17 protein-coding genes are annotated in these 17,162 nt (G+C 75.3%); 9 read left to right on the top strand and 8 right to left on the bottom strand.

The window, feature by feature from the left end:
• Positions 1 to 17: 17 nt before the first annotated feature.
• Both ACFO3M_RS20445 and ACFO3M_RS20440 read left to right on the top strand, forming a co-directional pair.
• The gene (locus ACFO3M_RS20445; protein ID WP_387993305.1) at positions 18 to 1,700 is read left to right on the top strand and encodes a sodium:solute symporter family protein; all 1,683 of its coding nucleotides are present in this window, start codon (positions 18 to 20) and stop codon (positions 1,698 to 1,700) included.
• Between the two features lie 16 nt (positions 1,701 to 1,716).
• Complete coding sequence (locus ACFO3M_RS20440; protein ID WP_387993302.1) at positions 1,717 to 2,028, top strand: hypothetical protein; 312 nt, start codon at positions 1,717 to 1,719, stop codon at positions 2,026 to 2,028.
• Between the two features lie 44 nt (positions 2,029 to 2,072).
• Here ACFO3M_RS20440 and ACFO3M_RS20435 read toward each other — a convergent pair whose 3' ends face one another.
• Positions 2,073 to 2,333, bottom strand: coding sequence for a hypothetical protein (locus ACFO3M_RS20435; protein WP_387993299.1), 261 nt, complete (start codon positions 2,331 to 2,333; stop codon positions 2,073 to 2,075).
• A gap of 177 nt (positions 2,334 to 2,510) precedes the next feature.
• Between ACFO3M_RS20435 and ACFO3M_RS20430 the strand changes: the two genes are divergently transcribed.
• Positions 2,511 to 3,287 (top strand): helix-turn-helix domain-containing protein, encoded by a 777-nt coding sequence (locus ACFO3M_RS20430; protein ID WP_387993296.1) that lies wholly within the window; start codon positions 2,511 to 2,513, stop codon positions 3,285 to 3,287.
• 30 nt (positions 3,288 to 3,317) lie between these two features.
• On the opposite strand, the gene ACFO3M_RS20425 is transcribed toward ACFO3M_RS20430, so the two are convergent.
• From ACFO3M_RS20425 to ACFO3M_RS20415, 3 genes are all read right to left on the bottom strand, one after another.
• Positions 3,318 to 3,551, bottom strand: a complete 234-nt coding sequence (locus ACFO3M_RS20425; RefSeq protein ID WP_387993293.1) for a hypothetical protein — start codon at positions 3,549 to 3,551, stop codon at positions 3,318 to 3,320.
• A 146-nt stretch (positions 3,552 to 3,697) separates the two neighbouring features.
• Positions 3,698 to 4,807 (bottom strand): sulfite oxidase, encoded by a 1,110-nt coding sequence (locus ACFO3M_RS20420; protein ID WP_387993290.1) that lies wholly within the window; start codon positions 4,805 to 4,807, stop codon positions 3,698 to 3,700.
• Between the two features lie 40 nt (positions 4,808 to 4,847).
• Positions 4,848 to 5,549 carry an IclR family transcriptional regulator gene (locus ACFO3M_RS20415; protein WP_387993287.1) on the bottom strand — a complete coding sequence of 234 codons (702 nt, stop codon included), beginning with the start codon at positions 5,547 to 5,549 and terminating at the stop codon, positions 4,848 to 4,850.
• A 65-nt stretch (positions 5,550 to 5,614) separates the two neighbouring features.
• Between ACFO3M_RS20415 and leuC the strand changes: the two genes are divergently transcribed.
• Both leuC and leuD read left to right on the top strand, forming a co-directional pair.
• Positions 5,615 to 7,033 (top strand): 3-isopropylmalate dehydratase large subunit, encoded by a 1,419-nt coding sequence (leuC, locus tag ACFO3M_RS20410; RefSeq protein ID WP_387993285.1) that lies wholly within the window; start codon positions 5,615 to 5,617, stop codon positions 7,031 to 7,033.
• Between the two features lie 33 nt (positions 7,034 to 7,066).
• On the top strand, positions 7,067 to 7,666 hold the full coding sequence (gene leuD / locus ACFO3M_RS20405; protein ID WP_387993283.1) for a 3-isopropylmalate dehydratase small subunit: 600 nt from the start codon (positions 7,067 to 7,069) through the stop codon (positions 7,664 to 7,666).
• An 87-nt stretch (positions 7,667 to 7,753) separates the two neighbouring features.
• Here the strand turns inward: leuD and ACFO3M_RS20400 are convergent, their stop codons facing one another.
• From ACFO3M_RS20400 to cofC, 3 genes are read right to left on the bottom strand one after another with little or no spacing between them, the layout of a single operon-like run.
• On the bottom strand, positions 7,754 to 8,689 hold the full coding sequence (locus ACFO3M_RS20400) for an NUDIX hydrolase (protein WP_387993280.1): 936 nt from the start codon (positions 8,687 to 8,689) through the stop codon (positions 7,754 to 7,756).
• On the bottom strand, positions 8,679 to 10,784 hold the full coding sequence (locus ACFO3M_RS20395; protein ID WP_387993277.1) for an RNA degradosome polyphosphate kinase: 2,106 nt from the start codon (positions 10,782 to 10,784) through the stop codon (positions 8,679 to 8,681). Before ACFO3M_RS20395 ends, ACFO3M_RS20400 begins: the two co-directional genes overlap by 11 nt.
• A gap of 54 nt (positions 10,785 to 10,838) precedes the next feature.
• On the bottom strand, positions 10,839 to 11,474 hold the full coding sequence (gene cofC / locus ACFO3M_RS20390) for a 2-phospho-L-lactate guanylyltransferase (protein WP_387993274.1): 636 nt from the start codon (positions 11,472 to 11,474) through the stop codon (positions 10,839 to 10,841).
• Between the two features lie 111 nt (positions 11,475 to 11,585).
• Between cofC and ACFO3M_RS20385 the strand changes: the two genes are divergently transcribed.
• Genes ACFO3M_RS20385 through ACFO3M_RS20370 form a run of 4 tightly spaced genes read left to right on the top strand, consistent with a single transcriptional unit; the run spans position 11,586 to position 16,215 of the window.
• Entirely contained in the window at positions 11,586 to 12,386 is an 801-nt protein-coding gene (locus ACFO3M_RS20385; protein ID WP_387993271.1) for a lysophospholipid acyltransferase family protein, read from the top strand.
• Positions 12,383 to 13,405: an NAD(P)H-dependent glycerol-3-phosphate dehydrogenase gene (locus ACFO3M_RS20380; protein WP_387993268.1), complete on the top strand. Its 1,023-nt coding sequence runs from the start codon at positions 12,383 to 12,385 to the stop codon at positions 13,403 to 13,405. The genes ACFO3M_RS20385 and ACFO3M_RS20380 overlap by 4 nt, the downstream gene beginning before the upstream one ends.
• Positions 13,406 to 13,430: 25 nt before the next feature.
• Positions 13,431 to 14,570, top strand: coding sequence for a cystathionine gamma-lyase (locus ACFO3M_RS20375; RefSeq protein ID WP_387993265.1), 1,140 nt, complete (start codon positions 13,431 to 13,433; stop codon positions 14,568 to 14,570).
• Positions 14,571 to 14,574: 4 nt separating this feature from the next.
• Entirely contained in the window at positions 14,575 to 16,215 is a 1,641-nt protein-coding gene (locus ACFO3M_RS20370) for a TIGR03767 family metallophosphoesterase (RefSeq protein WP_387993262.1), read from the top strand.
• Positions 16,216 to 16,276: 61 nt separating this feature from the next.
• Here ACFO3M_RS20370 and ACFO3M_RS20365 read toward each other — a convergent pair whose 3' ends face one another.
• Positions 16,277 to 17,062: a CDP-alcohol phosphatidyltransferase family protein gene (locus ACFO3M_RS20365; RefSeq protein WP_387993260.1), complete on the bottom strand. Its 786-nt coding sequence runs from the start codon at positions 17,060 to 17,062 to the stop codon at positions 16,277 to 16,279.
• Positions 17,063 to 17,162 lie beyond the last annotated feature (100 nt).

Genomic DNA, 17,162 nt, shown 5'->3' with positions numbered 1-17,162 from the left:
AACCGAGGGAGGCCCGAGTGGACGATCTGAGACTGGACGCGGGGTTCGTCGACTACCTGCTGGTGGCCGCCTACTTCGCCGTGGTGCTGCTCATCGGTGCCGCCGCCCGCCGGCGGGTGTCCGATAGCCTGGACTTCTTCCTGTCGGGCCGCTCGCTGCCCGCCTGGGTCACCGGCCTGGCGTTCATCTCGGCCAACCTCGGCGCCGTCGAGATCGTCGGCATGTCGGCCAACGGCGCGCAGTTCGGCATGAGCACCATGCACTACTTCTGGATCGGCGCGGTCCCGGCCATGCTGTTCCTGGGCGTGGTGATGATGCCCTTCTACTACGGGTCGAAGGTCCGCAGCGTCCCGGAGTTCATGCGCCGCCGGTTCGGCACCGGCGCCCACCTGGTCAACGCGCTGAGCTTCGCCGTCGCGCAGATCCTCATCGCCGGCATCAACCTCTACCTGCTGGCCACCATCGTCGAGGCGTTGCTGGGCTGGCCGCTGTGGCTGTCGCTGATCGTCGCGGCGGCCGTGGTGCTCAGCTACATCACCCTCGGCGGGCTGTCGGCGGCCATCTACAACGAGGTCCTGCAGTTCTTCGTCATCGTGGCCGCGCTGCTGCCCCTGACGCTCATCGGCCTGCACCGGGTCGGCGGCGTGGGCGGGCTGATCGACCGGGTCACCGACTCGGGCCGCGGCGAGGAGCTCACCTCGTGGCCGGCCACGGAGCTGTCCGGGATCGGCAGTCCCGTCCTGTCGGTGATCGGCATCGTGTTCGGTCTCGGCTTCGTGCTGTCCTTCGGCTACTGGACGACGAACTTCGTCGAGGTCCAGCGGGCGATGGCGACCAAGTCCATGTCGGCGGCCCGGAGCACGCCGATCATCGGCGCCTTCCCGAAGATGTTCGTCCCGTTCATCGTCGTGGTCCCGGGCATCATCGCCACGGTCCTGGTCCCGGAGGTGGTCGAGGCCCGGGCGGCGTCGGCCACGGACTTCGACTACAACAACTCGATCCTGCTGCTCATCCGCGACACCCTGCCCAACGGCCTGCTCGGCGTCGCGCTCGCCGGCCTGCTGGCCGCGTTCATGGCCGGCATGGCGGCCAACATCTCCGCCTTCAACACCGTCTTCAGCTACGACCTGTGGCAGCAGTACGTGAAGAAGGACCGGCCCGACGGCTACTACCTCGCCGTCGGCCGGTGGGCGACCGTCGGCGCGACCGTGGCCGCCATCGGGACGGCGATCATCGCGTCGGGCTACACGAACCTGATGGACTACCTGCAGACGCTGTTCGGCTTCTTCAACGCCCCGCTGTTCGCCACCTTCATCCTCGGCATGTTCTGGAAGCGGATGACGCCGACCGCGGGCTGGGCGGGCCTCGTGTCCGGGACGCTGGCCGCGGTCGCCGTCGCGTTCCTCAGCGAGGACGCGTTCGGGACGGCGTCGCTGGGCGTCCTGCCGATCGGCGGCCAGGGCGCGAGCTTCGTCGCCGCGAGCGCCGCCTTCGTCGTCGACATCGTGGTCAGCGTCGTGGTCAGCCAGGTCACCGCGCCCAAGCCGGTGGCCCAGCTCGCCGGGCTGGTCTACTCCGAGACGCCGAAGGAGCAGCGGACCGACCCCGACGCGCACCGGCTGCCCTGGTACCAGTCACCGACCAAGCTGGCCGGCATCGCGCTGGTCATGGTCGTCGTCCTCAACGTGATCTTCCGCTGACGTCAGGAGCACGGTCATGAGCAGCAGCACCTCCGGCCCCACCGGGACCAAGCACGCGGCCGGCGCCTTCGACGTCCGCAACGTCATCGCGGCGCTGATCGGCTTCTACGGCGTCGTGCTGGTCCTCATGGGCCTGTTCGGCAACTCGCCGGCCGAGCAGGACAAGACCGGCGACGTGAACGCCAACCTGTGGGCCGGCCTCGCCATGCTCGTGTTCGCGGCCGCGTTCGCGCTGTGGTCGCGGCTGCGCCCGATCGTCGTCGAGGCCCCGCCGGACCGGCAGGACCCCGAGGACGACGGCAGCGGACGCACGGTCCCCGGGCACTGACCTCCGGGCCCGCCGTCCCCAGGGACGGCGGGCCCGGGCGCCGCTCAGCAGAGCAGCGCGGCGGCCACGGACTGCAGGCCGTTCAGGTTGGTGCACGTCTCCACGGAGGGCGGGACCCCGCCGGAGTCCTCGACGGCGGGGGCGGCCGGGGGCGTCGTCCCGGTGACGGGCTCGTCGCCGGTCAGCTGCACGAGCAGGACGATGCCGACGGTGACGACGGCCGCCGTGACGACGGCGATGACGGCGATGAGCATGCGGTGCGTGGCGGCCCACGCGCCGGCCGGGTGGTGGACGGGCACGGTCATCAGGAGCCCCTCTCCGGGTGCGGCCGTGCCGCCCCTGAGGCGCGGACCCGGGCTCGGCACACCCGGGGAGGACGACGCTGCGCCTCCGCCGTGGCGGGCGGAATACGTCAGAGTGCGTATCCCGTGGGCGCCGCCGGGCGGCCTAGCGTGACCGGCACGGCCGACGGGGGGTCCGACATGGCCACGGGGCACCTGCGCGCTGGGGACGCCGAGGAGCTGCTCGCCCTGCTCCGGGCGGCGCGGTCCCTCGACCCCGGGCCGGTGCTGCCCTGGGAGCTGCTCGAGGGGCTGCTGCGCCTGGTCCCCGCCGACCTCGACCTGACCGCCCGGCTGGTCGACCACCGGGACCTCCGGACCGTCGTCGTCCAGGGCGTGCTGGCCGACGGGACGCGCGGCGTCGAGCGCGCCGGCGAGGACGCGCTGACCGGCCCCTCCGGCCGGCTGCGCTCCCCGCTGGTCGGGCCGCAGTCCCAGCGCGTCCTCCGCCGCGTGCTGTCCGCCGCCGACCTCCACCCGGGCGACGGCACCGGTCCGCTGCACCCCGAGGTGACCACCGACGTGCCCGGCGAGCTCGTGGTGCCGCTGCGCGCGCCGCTCGGGCAGGCCCCCGTGCTGCTGTTCCTCCGCTCCGGCGGCACCCCGTTCGGCGAGCGGGACCGGCGGCTGCTGGAGCTGGCCCGGCCGCACCTGCTGGAGCTGTGGCTGGACGCCGAGCACCGCCGGGCGGACGTGCCGCGGCTGACCGCGCGCGAGTGGGAGGTGCTCGGCCTGGCCGGCGCGGGCCTGTACGCCGAGGAGATCGCCGCGGCACTGCGCATCGCGGTCGGCACCGTGCGCAAGCACACCGAGCACATCCGGGAGAAGTGCGGCACGCACACCGTCGCCGAGGCGGCCGCGCGGTGCCTGCCGTACGGGCCGGGACCGGGTCAGCCGGTGGTGCGGTGGGGCGGCTGACCCGGTCCGCGCCGGCCCGGTCGCGGGCCGTCAGCAGAACGGCTTGGCGAGGGCGACCGTCATCGCGCCGGGCAGGACGCAGGCCTCGTCGACCGGCGCCGGCGCCGGCGACGGCGCGACCGGGACCGCGTCGTCGGTGGCCAGCAGCACCGTCAGGGTGACGGCCGCGGCGACGGCGAGCGTGGCCACGATCGCGAACAGGACGAGCAGGGAGCGGTGGGCGGCGGCCCAGGCGGCGGCCGGGCCGTGCGTGGCGGTGGTCATCGGGAGGCCCCTCCGGGTGCGGCACGGGGCCGTCCCTGGGATGTGCCGACCCGGCGGTGGGTGACCGGGGACCACGACGTTCCGCCCGCGCCGAGCCGCGCGGAATACGCGACGGTGCGTATCCCGGCCGCCGGCGGCCCGCCGGCTCAGTCGTCGAGGACGGTGACCGGCACCCGCTGCACGAGGTTGTTGGCCATGCCCTGGCGGTTCCAGGGCTGCTCGACCGGCTGCGGGCCCTCGGCGTCGGTGGCGCGCACGACCAGCTCGTACCCGCCGGGCTCCGCGTCCCAGGCGCAGGTCCACGCCCGCCACGCGTGCGGGTGCGCCGGGTCGGCCGGCGCGAGGTCGGCCGGGGTCCAGGTGACCCCGCCGTCGGTGCTCACCTCGACGCCGGTCAGCGGGGCGCGGCCGGACCACGCCCGGCCGGTGAGCGTCACCGGGCCGGGCCGCACGAACCGCTCGCGGGTCATGAAGTCGGGGAAGCCGGGTGGGGCCACCAGCGCCCGCGGGGCGATCCGGGTGACCGGCACGCCGGCCTCGTGCGCCTCGGTCTTCAGCCGGTAGGCCGTCGCGTTCTGGAACCCGCGGAAGGGGTGCTCGAGCACCTCGACCCGGGTCAGCCACTTCACGTGCGCCATGCCGTACCAGCCGGGCACCAGCAGCCGCAGCGGCGCCCCGTGCTGCGGCGGCAGCGGAGCGCCGTTCACCGCCCACACCAGCAGCACGTCGGGCCGCAGCGCCTCGGCCAGCGGCAGGCCGCGGGCGTAGTCCTGCTCGACGCCGCGCTCGACCCCGTGGTCGGCGCCGGTGAAGGCGACGTCGACCGCGGCGGGGGAGACGCCGGCCTCCTCGAGCAGTGGCGCCAGCGGTGTGCCGGTCCACTCGGCGTTGCCGACGGCCTCGAGCAGCCACGGCTGGCTGACCGGGCGCGGTTCGAGCCGGGCCCGGCCGTTGCCGGCGCACTCGAGCAGCACCCGCGAGGTGACCGCCGGCCGCCGGCGCAGGTCGTCGAGGTCCAGCCGCAGCGGCCGCTCGACCGCGCCGGTGACCTCCAGCCGCCAGGTGGCGGGGTCGACGGCGGGGATGTCGTAGTGGGTGAGCACGTAGTGCAGGCCCGGCGGCGTGACGTCGTAGCGCAGCGCCTCGAGCGGCAGGCCGTGGTTGCGGGTGGCCAGCGCCAGCTCGTCCAGGCCGATGCCCTCGCCCGGCCCGGCGATCCGGGCCCGCCCGCGCTGCCGGGGCTCCGTGGCGGTCATGCGAGGAGTCTCCGCCCCGCGGGCGCCGGGGAGAACCCTCCTAGGAGGCGGCGCGGGCGATCGCCGCCGCCGTCTCCAGGACCGCGCCGACCACCTCGGGGCTCGGCCGGCGGCCCAGCCGCTCGACCGGGCCGGAGATCGACACCGCGCCGAGCACGGCGCCCGCCGGGTCGCGCACCGGTGCCGACAGCGAGGCGACGCCGGCCTCGCGCTCGGCCACGCTGTGCGCCCACCCGCGCCGGCGGACGTCGAGCAGCGTGCGGGCGGTGAAGCTCGCCTGCGGCAGCAGCGGCGTGACCTCCTCCGGCGGCGCGAAGGCCAGCAGCGCGTGCGCCGCGGACCCCGCCGTCATGGGCAGCCGCGCGCCCACCGGCACCGTGTCGCGCAGCCCGTGCGCCCGCTCGGCGGCGGCGACGCACACCCGCGATCCGCCCTCGCGCACGTAGAACTGCGCGCTCTCGCCGCTGGCGTCGCGCAGCGCCGCGAGGTGCCGACCGGCGACCCGGGCGAGGTCGGCGCTGCCGTGGCTGAGCTCCGCCAGGGCGGGACCGGGCGCCCAGGTGCCCGCCGGCGTGCGCCGCAGCAGCCGGTGACCCTCGAGCGCGACGGCCAGCCGGTGGGCGGTCGCCCGCGGCAGGTCGGTGCGCGTCACGAGGTCGGCGAGCGACGCCGGCTCCTGCGCGACGGCGCGGAGGATGGCCACTGCTTTGTCCAGAACGGCGACGGGGTTAGGCTGTCCCACACAGCGATACTCCCATCCCACACAGTGAGACGCCACCGTGGGATGGCCCGATCGGGAGGGACCCCGTGCCGAAGACCCTGGCGGAGAAGGTCTACGACGCCCACGTCGTGCGCAGTGCCGCGGGCGAGCCGGACCTGCTCTACATCGACCTGCACCTCGTGCACGAGGTCACCAGCCCGCAGGCGTTCGACGGCCTCCGGGCCGCCGGCCGCCGCGTGCGGCACCCCGAGCTCACCATGGCCACCGAGGACCACAACGTCCCGACGCTCGACGTCCTCGCGCCGATCGCCGACCCGGTCAGCCGGGCGCAGGTCGAGGCGCTGCGGAGGAACGCCGCGGAGTTCGGCATCCGGCTGGCCCCGATGGGCGACCGCGACCAGGGCATCGTGCACGTCATCGGCCCGCAGCTCGGGCTGACCCAGCCGGGGATGACGATCGTCTGCGGCGACAGCCACACGTCCACGCACGGCGCGTTCGGCGCGCTGGCGTTCGGCATCGGCACCAGCGAGGTCGAGCACGTGCTGGCCACCCAGACGCTGCCGCAGTACCGCCCGAAGCAGATGGCCGTCACGGTGAACGGCGAGCTGCCCGAGGGCGTGTCGAGCAAGGACGTCATCCTCGCTGTCATCGCGCGGATCGGCACCAACGGCGCCGCGGGCCACGTCATCGAGTACCGCGGCAGCGCCATCGAGGCGCTGTCGATGGAGGCCCGGATGACGATCTGCAACATGTCGATCGAGGCCGGCGCCCGCGCCGGGATGATCGCCCCCGACGAGACGACGTTCGCCTACCTGCAGGGCCGCCCGCACGCCCCGCAGGGCGCCGACTGGGACGCCGCCGTCGCGCACTGGCGGACGCTGCACACCGACGAGGGCGCGGTCTTCGACACCGAGGTCGTCCTCGACGCCGCGGAGCTCTCGCCGTTCGTCACCTGGGGCACCAACCCCGGCCAGGGCCTGCCGCTGACCGGGCGGGTGCCCGACCCGGCCGACTTCGCCGACGACAACGAGCGCCGCGCCGCCGAGCAGGCGCTGGCCTACATGGGCCTCACCCCCGGCACGCCGCTGCGCGAGATCGAGGTGGACACGGTCTTCCTCGGCTCCTGCACCAACGGCCGGATCGAGGACCTGCGCACCGCCGCCGAGCTGCTGCGCGGGAAGCGGATCGACGCCAGCACCCGGATGCTCGTCGTCCCCGGCTCGATCGGGGTCAAGCAGCAGGCCGAAGCCGAGGGCCTGGACCGGGTGTTCACCGAGGCCGGCGCCGAGTGGCGCGGCGCCGGGTGCTCGATGTGCCTGGGCATGAACCCCGACCAGCTCAAGCCGGGGGAGCGGTCGGCGTCGACCAGCAACCGCAACTTCCAGGGCCGGCAGGGCAAGGGCGGGCGCACGCACCTCGTGTCGCCGTCCGTGGCCGCCGCCACCGCGCTCACCGGCCGGCTGACCGCCCCCGCCGACCTGGCCGACGTCCCCGCGACGGTGTGACCACCCGCCCCGCCACCCCAGCAGGAGTCTGAGATGCAGCCGTTCACCACGCACACCGGCACCGCGGCCCCGCTGCGGCGCAGCGCCGTCGACACCGACCAGATCATCCCGGCCGAGTACCTGAAGCGGATCACCCGCACCGGGTTCGAGGACGGCCTGTTCGTCGCCTGGCGCACCAACGAGCCGGACTTCGTGCTCAACCAGCCGCACCACGCCGACGCCTCGATCCTGGTCGCCGGCCCCGACTTCGGCACCGGATCGTCGCGCGAGCACGCCTGCTGGGCGCTGCTCGACGGTGGCTTCCGCGTCGTGATCAGCTCGCGGTTCGCCGACATCTTCCGGAACAACTCGACCAAGTCCGGCCTGCTCACCGTCGTCCTGCCGCAGGCCGACGTCGAGGCGCTGTGGCAGGCGGTCGAGGCGGACCCGGCGCTGCCGGTGACGGTCGACCTGCAGGCGAAGACGGTCACCTACGGCGACACGACGGTGCCGTTCGAGGTCGACGACTACATCCGCTGGCGGCTGCTGGAGGGGCTCGACGACGTCGGTCTCACCGAGCGGCACCTGGCCGACATCGAGGCCTACGAGGCGCAGCGCCCGTCCTGGCTGCCGAGGGCGCTCCCCGCCAGGTGACGTGAGGGAACGGCCACCCTCCAGGGGCCCGCGCCGAGCTCGCGGGGCGTGGGGGGAGGGGTGGTCCTTCGTCGGCCCCGGCGCCCCCTACTCGGGGGCGTCGGGGTCCGGGCCGAGGTCGCGGTAGTAGTCGGCCAGCAGCGCTCCGGGCCGGCCGCCCAGCGCCCACACGCTGCCCTTGGCCGCCGGCGGGTGCAGCCGCCCGGCGACGCCCTCCCAGCGGACGCCGAGGCTCATCAGCACCGACGGGATCGCCCCGCCCTGGCTGCACACCACCGTGACCCCGGCGCCCTCCCGCGGCTCCAGCAGCCGCTCGACGACGGCCAGGCCGGCCTGCGGGTCGGCGGTGAACTCCTCCTCGCCGAGCTCCGGCAGGTCGCGCACGGGCAGGCCGGTCCGCTCGGCCAGCGGCTCCAGGGTCTGCCGGCAGCGCACGCGGGCGGCGCTGAGCAGCTCGACCGGCCTGAACGCCGGCAGGACGTCGGCCAGCTGCCGCGCCTGCCGCCACCCCTTGGACTCCAGCGGCCGCTCGTCGTCGGGGCCGTCCCAGTCGCTGCGGCTGCCGGCCTTGGCGTGGCGCACCAGCAGCAGCGACGGCCCCCGCGGGACGTCGTCGCGGGCGAGGTCGGCCAGCACCCGCCGGTCGTGCTCGTGGGTGACCAGCGCGGCGGCGTCGTCCAGCGGCAGCCAGCGCAGCTCGTCGACCTCGTCGTTGGGCTCGAACGGCTGCTCGGTGCCGACCGCCCGCATGAGCCAGTAGTCCACGTGCTTGGGCCCGGCGGCGACCTCGTAGCGGGTGCGCAGGCTGCGGCGGCCGAGCGCCACCTGCAGTCCGGTCTCCTCGACGACCTCCCGCACCGCGGCGGAGAGGGCGTTCTCCCCGGCGTCGAGCTTGCCCTTGGGCAGCGACCAGTCGTCGTACCGCGGCCGGTGCACGAGGACGGTCTCGACCCCGCTGTCGGCGGCCGGCCGCCACACCACCCCGCCCGCGGCCGCGACGACCGCCGTCCGCTCAGCCGGCATGCTCGATCACCCGGTGCATGAGGGCGGCCTGGTAGTCCCGGGTCCCGGTGCGGGTCCACTGGCCCTCGGAGCCGAGCTCCCAGCAGCGCACACCGGGGGCCATGGCGGCGTCGAACACCGCCTGCAGCTCCCGCTGGGCGGTGTCGTCGCACACGCGCAGCAGCACCTCGACCCGGCGGTCGAGGTTGCGGTGCATGAGGTCGGCGCTGCCGAGCCACCACTCCGGCTCGCCCGCGTTGTCGAACGCCATGACCCGCGAGTGCTCGAGGAAGCGGCCGACGATCGAGCGCACCCGGATCGTCTCGCTCAGCCCGGGCACACCCGGGCGCAGCGCGCAGATGCCGCGGATGAACAGCTCGACCGGGACCCCGGCGCGGGAGGCCTCGTAGAGGGCGTCGATGACCCGCTCGTCGACCAGCGAGTTCACCTTGAACCGGATGCCCGCCGAACGGCCCTCGGCGGCGTGCCGCGCCTCCCGGCGGATCTTCTCCACCAGCCCGGCGCGGACCCCGTGCGGCGCCACCATCAGCTGCCGGTAGGTGGTCTGCCGCGAGTAGCCGGTGAGCACGTTGAACAGGTCGGTGAGGTCGGCGCCCACCCGCGGGTCGGCGGTGAGGATGCCGAGGTCCTCGTACTGCCGCGCCGTCTTCGGGTTGTAGTTGCCGGTGCCGATGTGCACGTAGCGGCGGATGACGCCGTTCTCGCGGCGCACCACCAGCGCCGTCTTGCAGTGCGTCTTCAGGCCCACCAGGCCGTAGACGACGTGGCAGCCGGCCCGTTCCAGCGACCGGGCCCAGGTGATGTTGGCCTCCTCGTCGAAGCGTGCCTTGATCTCGACGAGGACGACCACCTGCTTGCCGAGCTCCGCGGCGGTGATCAGCGCGTTGACGATCGGGGAGTCCCCGGAGGTCCGGTACAGCGTCTGCTTGATCGCCAGCACGTGCGGGTCCTCGGCGGCCTGCTCGATGAAGCGCTGCACGCTCGTGGCGAACGAGTGGTACGGGTGGTGGACCAGCACGTCGCCCTCGCGCAGCGTGGCGAACACGCTCTTGGGCGTCTCGCCCTCGGACAGCCGCGGGTGGGTGGCCGGCACGAACGGCTCGTCCTTGAGCTCGGGGCGGTCGATGTCGTACAGCGCCCACAGCGAGGCCAGGTCCAGCAGCCCGGGCACGGTGACGACGTCCTGCGGGCTGACCTCGAGCTCGGAGACGAGGACGTCGAGGATCTGCGGGTCCATCGTCTCGGTGACCTCGAGCCGGACCGCGGGGCCGAACCGGCGGCGGGCGAGCTCCCGCTCGAGGGCCTGCAGCAGGTCCTCGTCGCGGTCCTCCTCCACCTCGAGGTCGGCGTTGCGGGTGACCCGGAACAGGTGGTGGTCGATCACGTCGAGGCCGGGGAACAGCAGCGACAGGTGCGCGGCGATGAGGTCCTCGAGGGGCAGGAACGTCGCCTGGGAGTCGACCGGCCCCACCGGCACGAACCGCGGCACGTTGTTGGGCACCTTGAGCCGGGCGAACCGCGGCGCGCCGGTCTCCGGGTCGCGCACCACGACGGCGAGGTTGAGCGACAGGCCGCTGATGTAGGGGAACGGGTGCGCCGGGTCGACGGCCAGCGGGGTGAGCACCGGGAACACCTGGTCGCGGAAGTACTCGCGCAGCCGCCGCGTCTCGGTCTCGGCGAGGTCGTCCCAGTGCACGATCCGGATGCCCTCGGCCTCCAGCCGCGGCGTGACGTCCCGCTCGAAGCACTCGGCGTGCCGGTGCACCAGCTCCTGGGTGCGCTCGGTGACCCGGGCCAGCTGCTCGCGGATGGTCAGCCCGTCGGGGGAGCGCACGGTCAGCCCGGTGCTCAGCCGCCGCTTCAGCCCGGCGATGCGCACCATGTAGAACTCGTCGAGGTTGCCCGCGAAGATCGCCAGGAACTTGACCCGCTCGAGCAGCGGCATGGACGCGTCCTCGGCCAGCTCGAGCACCCGCGCGTTGAAGTCCAGCCAGGACAGCTCCCGGTTGAGGAAGCGGTCCGCGGGCAGCGGGGGTTGATCCGCGGGGGCGGGCGTCTCGGGACCGGTGATCGGCGACGTCGTCTCGGCTGCCACGGCGCTCATCGTGCCCCACGCACGGGGACGGCCGCCGCCCGTGCGCGGTCCCCGTCAGGCGGCCGGGTGCGGGAGCCGCGGCAGCAGCGCCGCCGTCGCCGTCCCGACGCCGAGGCCCGCGGCCGCGGCCAGGTCGGCGGGCGTGTCGACGTCGCGGCGCAGGCCCGGCCAGTCGCCGTCCAGCGGCACCGCACCGGCGGCGGCGTGCGCGGCGGCGGAGTCCCGGCCGAACCGCGGGTCCAGGGGCACACCGGCCGCCGTGAGCAGGGTGGTGCCGGTGCCCGCGGCGTCGGCGACGAAGCAGCGCGGCGCCGCCTCGGCCGCGGCCAGGGCGGCGGCCAGCTCCGCCGGCCGCAGCGCCGGCAGGTCCGACGACAGGGCGGCGACGGCGTGCCCGCCGCTGGCCCGGGCCCCGTGGGCGAGCGCCGGGTTGAGCCCGCGGTCGGGCTCGTCGGGCACCGTGCGCGCGCCGAGCGCCCGGACGGTGGCGGCTGCGAGGTCCTCGTCGGTCACGACGACGACGTCGGCCACCGCGGGGCAGGCGCGGGCCGCGGCGACGGTGTCGGCCAGCAGCGCCAGCACGAGGTCCGCGTGCAGCCCGGGACCGCCGCCGGTCAGCGGCACCAGGCGGGTCTTGGCCGCGGACAGCCGCTTCGCCGGGACGACCAGGGACCACCGCACGGGCACCATGTGAGCACACCGCCACGGCCCGCCGCGGACGCCGGAGGACCCCGGTGCGCACCCGGACCGGCCGGAGGGTCGATCATGTGCCGGTCGTCACGACCGAGCGGAGGGGTGCCGGTGACCGAGGAGCAGTCCTCCCGGACCACTGCGGTACAGCGGCGCGCGCTGCACGAGCGCGGCCGGCTGCCGTGGTCGCTGAAGCTGGCGGTCCTGCTGATCTACCCGCTCACCTCGCTGCTGTTCCGGCTGCGCTACCGGGACGGCGACCGGCTGCCGCGCACCGGCCCGGTGCTGCTGGTGGCCAACCACGTGTCGGTGCTCGACCCGCTGGCCTGCGCGCGGCTGGTCTACGACAACGGGCGCGTACCGCACTTCCTGGCCAAGCAGGCGGTGTTCAAGGGCGTGGTCGGGAAGATCCTCCGGCACGCCGGGCAGATCCCCGTGGCGCGCGGCTCCGCCGACGCCCTCGGCTCCCTGGCCGCCGCGGCGGCCGACCTGGAGGCGGGCAACGTCGTCGTGATCTACCCCGAGGGCTCGGTGACCCGCGACCCCGACTGGTGGCCGATGCAGGCGCGCACCGGCGTCGCGCGCCTGGCGCTGACCACCGACGCGGTGGTGCTGCCGGTGGCCCAGTGGGGCCCGCACCGGGTGCACGACTACCACACGAAGGAGCTGCACCTGCGCCTCCGGGCGCCCGCCGACTACGCCGTCGGGGAGCCGGTCGACCTGTCCGCGCTGCGGGCGGAGGTCCGCGCCGGCCGCCCGCTGACCCCGGACCTGCTCCGGGAGACCACCGACCTCATCATGGGCCGGGTGCGCGACCTGCTGTCCGGTCTCCGGGGTGAGCCGGCCCCCGCCTCGTTCGCCCCCCGGCCGGGGCGGTCGCTGCCCGGCGACCTCCCGGGGAGCGCTGCGTGAGCGAGCTGGACCGCCTCGGGCGGGGCACCCGCGCCGCCGTCCTGGGCGCCGGCTCCTGGGGCACCACCTTCGCCAAGGTGCTCGCCGACGCCGGCTGCACGGTGTCCCTGCACGCCCGCCGGCCGGAGCTGGCCCGGGCGATCGCGGAGACGGGGGAGAACGCCGAGTACCTGCCCGGCGTGCCGCTGCCCCGCGCGCTGACGGCGACCCCCGACGCCGCCGAGGCCCTCGACGGCGCCGACGTCGTGGTGCTCGCCGTCCCCTCGCAGTCGCTGCGCGCCAACCTGCTCGAGTGGACGCCGCTGCTCCCTGCGGACGCGACGCTGCTGTCGCTGATGAAGGGCGTCGAGCTCGGCACGACCAAGCGGATGAGCGAGGTCATCTGCGAGGTCACCGGCGCCGGCCCGGACCGGGTGGCGGCGCTGTCGGGGCCGAACCTGGCGCGGGAGATCGCCGAGGAGCAGCCGGCCGCCACCGTCATCGCCTGCACCGACGCCGACCGCGCCGCGGCGCTGCAGGCCGCCTGTCACACCGTCTACTTCCGGCCGTACACCAACTCCGACCTCGTCGGCTGCGAGCTCGGGGGCGCGGTGAAGAACGTCATCGCGCTGGCGTGCGGCATCGCCGAGGGGATGGGCTTCGGCGACAACACCCGGGCCTCCCTGATCACCCGCGGCCTGGCCGAGACCACCCGCCTGGGCGTGGCCCTGGGCGCGGAGCCCTCGACCTTCGCCGGGCTGGCGGGGCTGGGCGACCTCGTGGCCACCTGCAGCTCGCCGCTGTCGCGCAACCGCACGTTCGGGGAGAAGCTGGGGCGGGGCCTGTCGCTGGAGGAGGTGCAGGCCACCACCCGGCAGACCGCCGAGGGGGTCAAGAGCTGCCGCCCGGTGCTGGACCTGGCCCGCGCGCACGGCGTGGACGTGCCGGTGACCGAGGCGGTCGTGCGGGTCTGCCACGAGGGCGTGCCGGCCGCGCAGATGGTGAAGGAGATCATGAGTCGGGAAGCGAAGCCGGAGTGACGACGCACCCCCGGGCCGAGCCGGAGTGACGACGCTCCCTGCCGGGTGGGGCGACGGCACCCGCTCGGTCCGGGCGGGCGACGCCCCGCCGGTGCCGGGCACCCCGCTGCGTCCCTCGCCGGTGTTCGCCGCCCCCTTCCACCTCGGCGACCGCCCGCCGCGCGCCGACGGCGCCGACGCCTACGCCCGCACCGAGCACCCCACGTTCCGCGCCTTCGAGGACGCCGTCGGCGAGCTCGACGGCGGCCGGTGCCTCGCGTTCTCCACCGGGATGGCCGCGGTCACCGCCGCGGTGACCGCGCTGGTGTCGGCCGGCGACCGCCTCGTGCTGCCCGCCGACGGCTACTACGCGACCCGGCTGCTCGCCCGCGACGAGCTTGAGCGGCTCGGCGTCCGGGTGGAGTACGTGCCCACCACCGGGATCGGCGACGTCGCCGCCCGCGGGGACCTCGACGGCGCCCGGATGGTCCTCCTCGAGACGCCGAGCAACCCGCACCTCGACGTCTGCGACGTCGCCGCGGTGGCCCGCGCGACGCGGGCGGCCGGCGCGCTGCTCGCCGTCGACAACACCACCGCCACCCCGCTCGGCCAGCGGCCGCTGGCGCTCGGCGCCGACCTCACCGTGGGCGCCGACACCAAGGCGCTCACCGGGCACAGCGACCTGCTGCTCGGCCACGTGAGCACCACCTCCGGCGAGGTGTTCGACCGGCTCAAGGGCTGGCGTGACCACACCGGCAGCACGCCCGGCGCGTTCGACGCGTGGCTCGGGCACCGGTCGATGAGCACGCTGGACCTGCGGCTGGCCCGCCAGGCGGAGACCGCCGCGGCGGTGGCCGAGGTCCTCGCCGGCCACCCGGCGGTGACCGGCGTCCGGTGGCCCTGGCTGGCCTCGGACCCCTCGCACGAGCTCGCCACCCGGCAGATGCTGCGGCCGGTCGGCGTCGTCTCGGCCGAGCTCGCCGACGAGGCCGCGGTGTCGCGCTTCCTCGCCGCGAGCCGGCTGTGGACGGCGGCGACCAGCTTCGGGGGCGTGCACAGCACCGTCGACCGGCGGGCGCAGTGGGGCGGGGACGCGGTCCCGGCGGGCTTCCTGCGCTTCTCCTGCGGCATCGAGGACACCGATGACGTCGTCGCCGACCTCACCACCGCGCTCGACGCCGTCTGACGGGATGAGCCGCACCACCCTCGACCGCGTCCTTGCCGCCGGCCCCGTGCTGCACGCCGGCCGGGACGGCGACTACCGGGCGCTCGCCTGGGCGGCCGGGGAGCCGCACCGGGTGCGCCGCGAGCTGGTGGGGCCGTCGTGGGAGCCGCCGCGCCGGGGCGTGCGGGCGGTCGCCTGCCTCGCCCACGTCACCGACCTGCAGCTGGCCGACGTCTGCTCGCCGGCCCGCTTCGAGTTCTTCCACCGCTTCGAGGCCGACCCGCGGATGCGCGCCCTCGTGCCCATGCACCGGCCGCAGGAGGCGCTGACCGCGCACGCCGTCGACGCGCTGGTGCGCACCCTCAACGGCCTGGCCGGCGCGCCGCGGACCGGGCAGCCGCTGCAGGTGGTGGTCACCACCGGCGACGCCATCGACAACGCGCAGTGGAACGAGCTGGAGCTGTACCTGGCCGTCCTCCGCGGGGGAGTGGTCTCACCCGGCGCCGGGCTGACCGCCTACGACGGCGTGCAGGCCTCCGGGTGGCCGCACGACCTGTTCTGGCGGCCCGACGACGACGGCGGCGTCCACCACGAGCGGTTCGGCTTCCCCGCCCGCCCCGGGCTGCTGGAGGCGGCGTTCGCCGCCTTCGCCGCCGAGGGGCTGCGGCTGCCGTGGCTGGGCTGCCACGGCAACCACGAAGCGCTCATCCAGGGCGTCGGCGTCCCCACGCCCGCGCTGGCCGCCGTCCTCGGCGCCGGGCGCAAGCCGGTCGACGTCGACCCCGCCCTGCCGCTGGACGACGCGCTGCACCTGTTCACGCACCGCTCCGAGGTCTTCACCACCGCCACCTCCCGCCCGGTGACGCCGGTGGCCGACCGCCGCTTCATCGACCGCCGGTCCTTCGTCGCCGCGCACCTCTCCGACGGCGGGGCGCCGACCGGCCACGGGTTCACCGAGGAGAACCTGCGCGACGGCACCGCCTACTACGCCTGGGACGGGCTGCCCGGCGTGCGCGTCGTCTGCCTGGACACCACCCGGGTCACCGGCGGCGCCGCGGGCTCGGTCGACGCGGCGCAGGCGCGGTGGCTGGAGGAGCGGCTGCGCGAGGTGTCGTCGTCGGCGCCCGGTCCCGACGGCGGGCGGGTGGCCACCGGCAACGCCGACCGGCTGGTGGTCCTGCTCTCGCACCACGGGTCGGGCACGCTCACCCGCGCCGACGCCCTCGGCGGGCAGCCGGCCACGGGCGACACCGCGCTGGGCGCGCCCGAGCTGCTCGCGCTGCTGCACCGGTACCCGAACGTCGTGCTGTGGCTCAACGGGCACACGCACGTCAGCGAGGTGCGGCCGTGGGCGCACCCGCACGAGCCCGGGCGCGGGCTGTGGGAGGTGACCACGTGCGCCGTCGTCGACTGGCCCGGGCAGGCCCGGCTGGTCGAGCTGCTCGACAACGGCGACGGCACCCTCTCGCTGGTCTGCACGATGGTCGACCACGACAGCCCCGCCCGGCCGCCGGCCGCCGACGACCCGGCCGCCGGGGACCCCGCCGCGCTGGCGGCGCTGCACCGGGAGCTGGCCGCCAACGTGCCGTACGCGGGCCTGGGCTCGCCGCTGGCCGGCACGCCCGCCGACCGCAACGTCGAGCTGGTCCTCCGAGCCCCCTTCTAGGAGGACCCCCACGCCCCGCTCCGCTCGGCGCGGGCCCGTGCGGGAGGGCCGTTCCGGCACGTCACCGGGCGGTGCGGGCGTCCCGGCGGCGGCGGTGGGCGGCGCGGGCGGTGAGCCAGCCGCTGAAGGCCAGGTAGTAGACGACGTAGACGAACGACAGCGCGACGACGAACGGGTTCGGGTCGGGCAGCTGGGCCACCAGCACGGCGTAGGACACGAACCAGACGGCGGTCAGCGCCATGCTCACCTGCCAGAACGCCTCGGTCCGCGACGGGTAGAGGTAGCGCACCGGCACGAACACCAGCACCGAGCAGACGACGAGCACCACGGCCACGGCCACCTGCGACAGGTCCAGCACGACCGCGTAGAACGCGACGACGTTCCAGTAGCTGGGGAAGCCCAGGAACGTGTGGTCGTCGGTCTTCGCGTCGACCCGGCAGAACTGGTAGCTCGACGCCAGCAGCGGCAGCGCGGCCAGCACCCAGCCGGCCGGCCCGTGCGGCAGCGCGCCGGTGGTCCACAGCAGGACGACGGGGGCGAAGACGTAGGTCAGGTAGTCGACGATGTTGTCCAGCAGCGCGCCGTCGAACCAGGGGATCGTCTCCTTGACCCGCGCGCGGCGGGCCAGCATCCCGTCGGTGCCGTCGACCACCAGCGCGGCCAGCCCGATCCACAGCGCGGCCTCGACCTCACCCTCGATCGCGGCCAGCACGAACAGCAGCGCCAGCACCGAGCCCAGCGCCGTGTAGGCGTGCACCGCCGCGCCGGCCAGCCGCAGCGGGAGCGGGTGCCTGCGCGCAGCGCCGTCCCCCTGGTGCGCCGTCGTCGCCGGAGGTCGGGGGTCCACCGGAGGGGCCGCGTTCTCCCGCATCGCCGACGAGGTTCCCACACGACGCGGACGCCGGCCCCGCGGGAGCCGGAGGACGCGCGGGGACCGTCGACTAGGG

Source organism: Geodermatophilus arenarius (assembly GCF_042654585.1).
GTDB lineage: Bacteria > Actinomycetota > Actinomycetes > Mycobacteriales > Geodermatophilaceae > Geodermatophilus > Geodermatophilus arenarius.
Note: the sequence above shows the minus strand (reverse complement) of the source record. Positions and strands in the feature narration are given on the sequence as shown.

Excerpts from the sequence above, each read along its gene's own strand:
- ACFO3M_RS20440 (WP_387993302.1), top strand. The coding sequence starts at position 1,717 with ATGAGCAGCAGCACCTCCGGCCCCACCGGGACCAAGCACGCGGCCGGC.
- ACFO3M_RS20435 (WP_387993299.1), bottom strand. The coding sequence starts at position 2,333 with ATGACCGTGCCCGTCCACCACCCGGCCGGCGCGTGGGCCGCCACGCAC.
- ACFO3M_RS20430 (WP_387993296.1), top strand. The coding sequence starts at position 2,511 with ATGGCCACGGGGCACCTGCGCGCTGGGGACGCCGAGGAGCTGCTCGCC.
- ACFO3M_RS20425 (WP_387993293.1), bottom strand. The coding sequence starts at position 3,551 with ATGACCACCGCCACGCACGGCCCGGCCGCCGCCTGGGCCGCCGCCCAC.
- ACFO3M_RS20420 (WP_387993290.1), bottom strand. The coding sequence starts at position 4,807 with ATGACCGCCACGGAGCCCCGGCAGCGCGGGCGGGCCCGGATCGCCGGG.
- leuD (WP_387993283.1), top strand. The coding sequence starts at position 7,067 with ATGCAGCCGTTCACCACGCACACCGGCACCGCGGCCCCGCTGCGGCGC.
- ACFO3M_RS20400 (WP_387993280.1), bottom strand. The coding sequence starts at position 8,689 with ATGCCGGCTGAGCGGACGGCGGTCGTCGCGGCCGCGGGCGGGGTGGTG.
- cofC (WP_387993274.1), bottom strand. The coding sequence starts at position 11,474 with ATGGTGCCCGTGCGGTGGTCCCTGGTCGTCCCGGCGAAGCGGCTGTCC.
- ACFO3M_RS20370 (WP_387993262.1), top strand. The coding sequence starts at position 14,575 with ATGAGCCGCACCACCCTCGACCGCGTCCTTGCCGCCGGCCCCGTGCTG.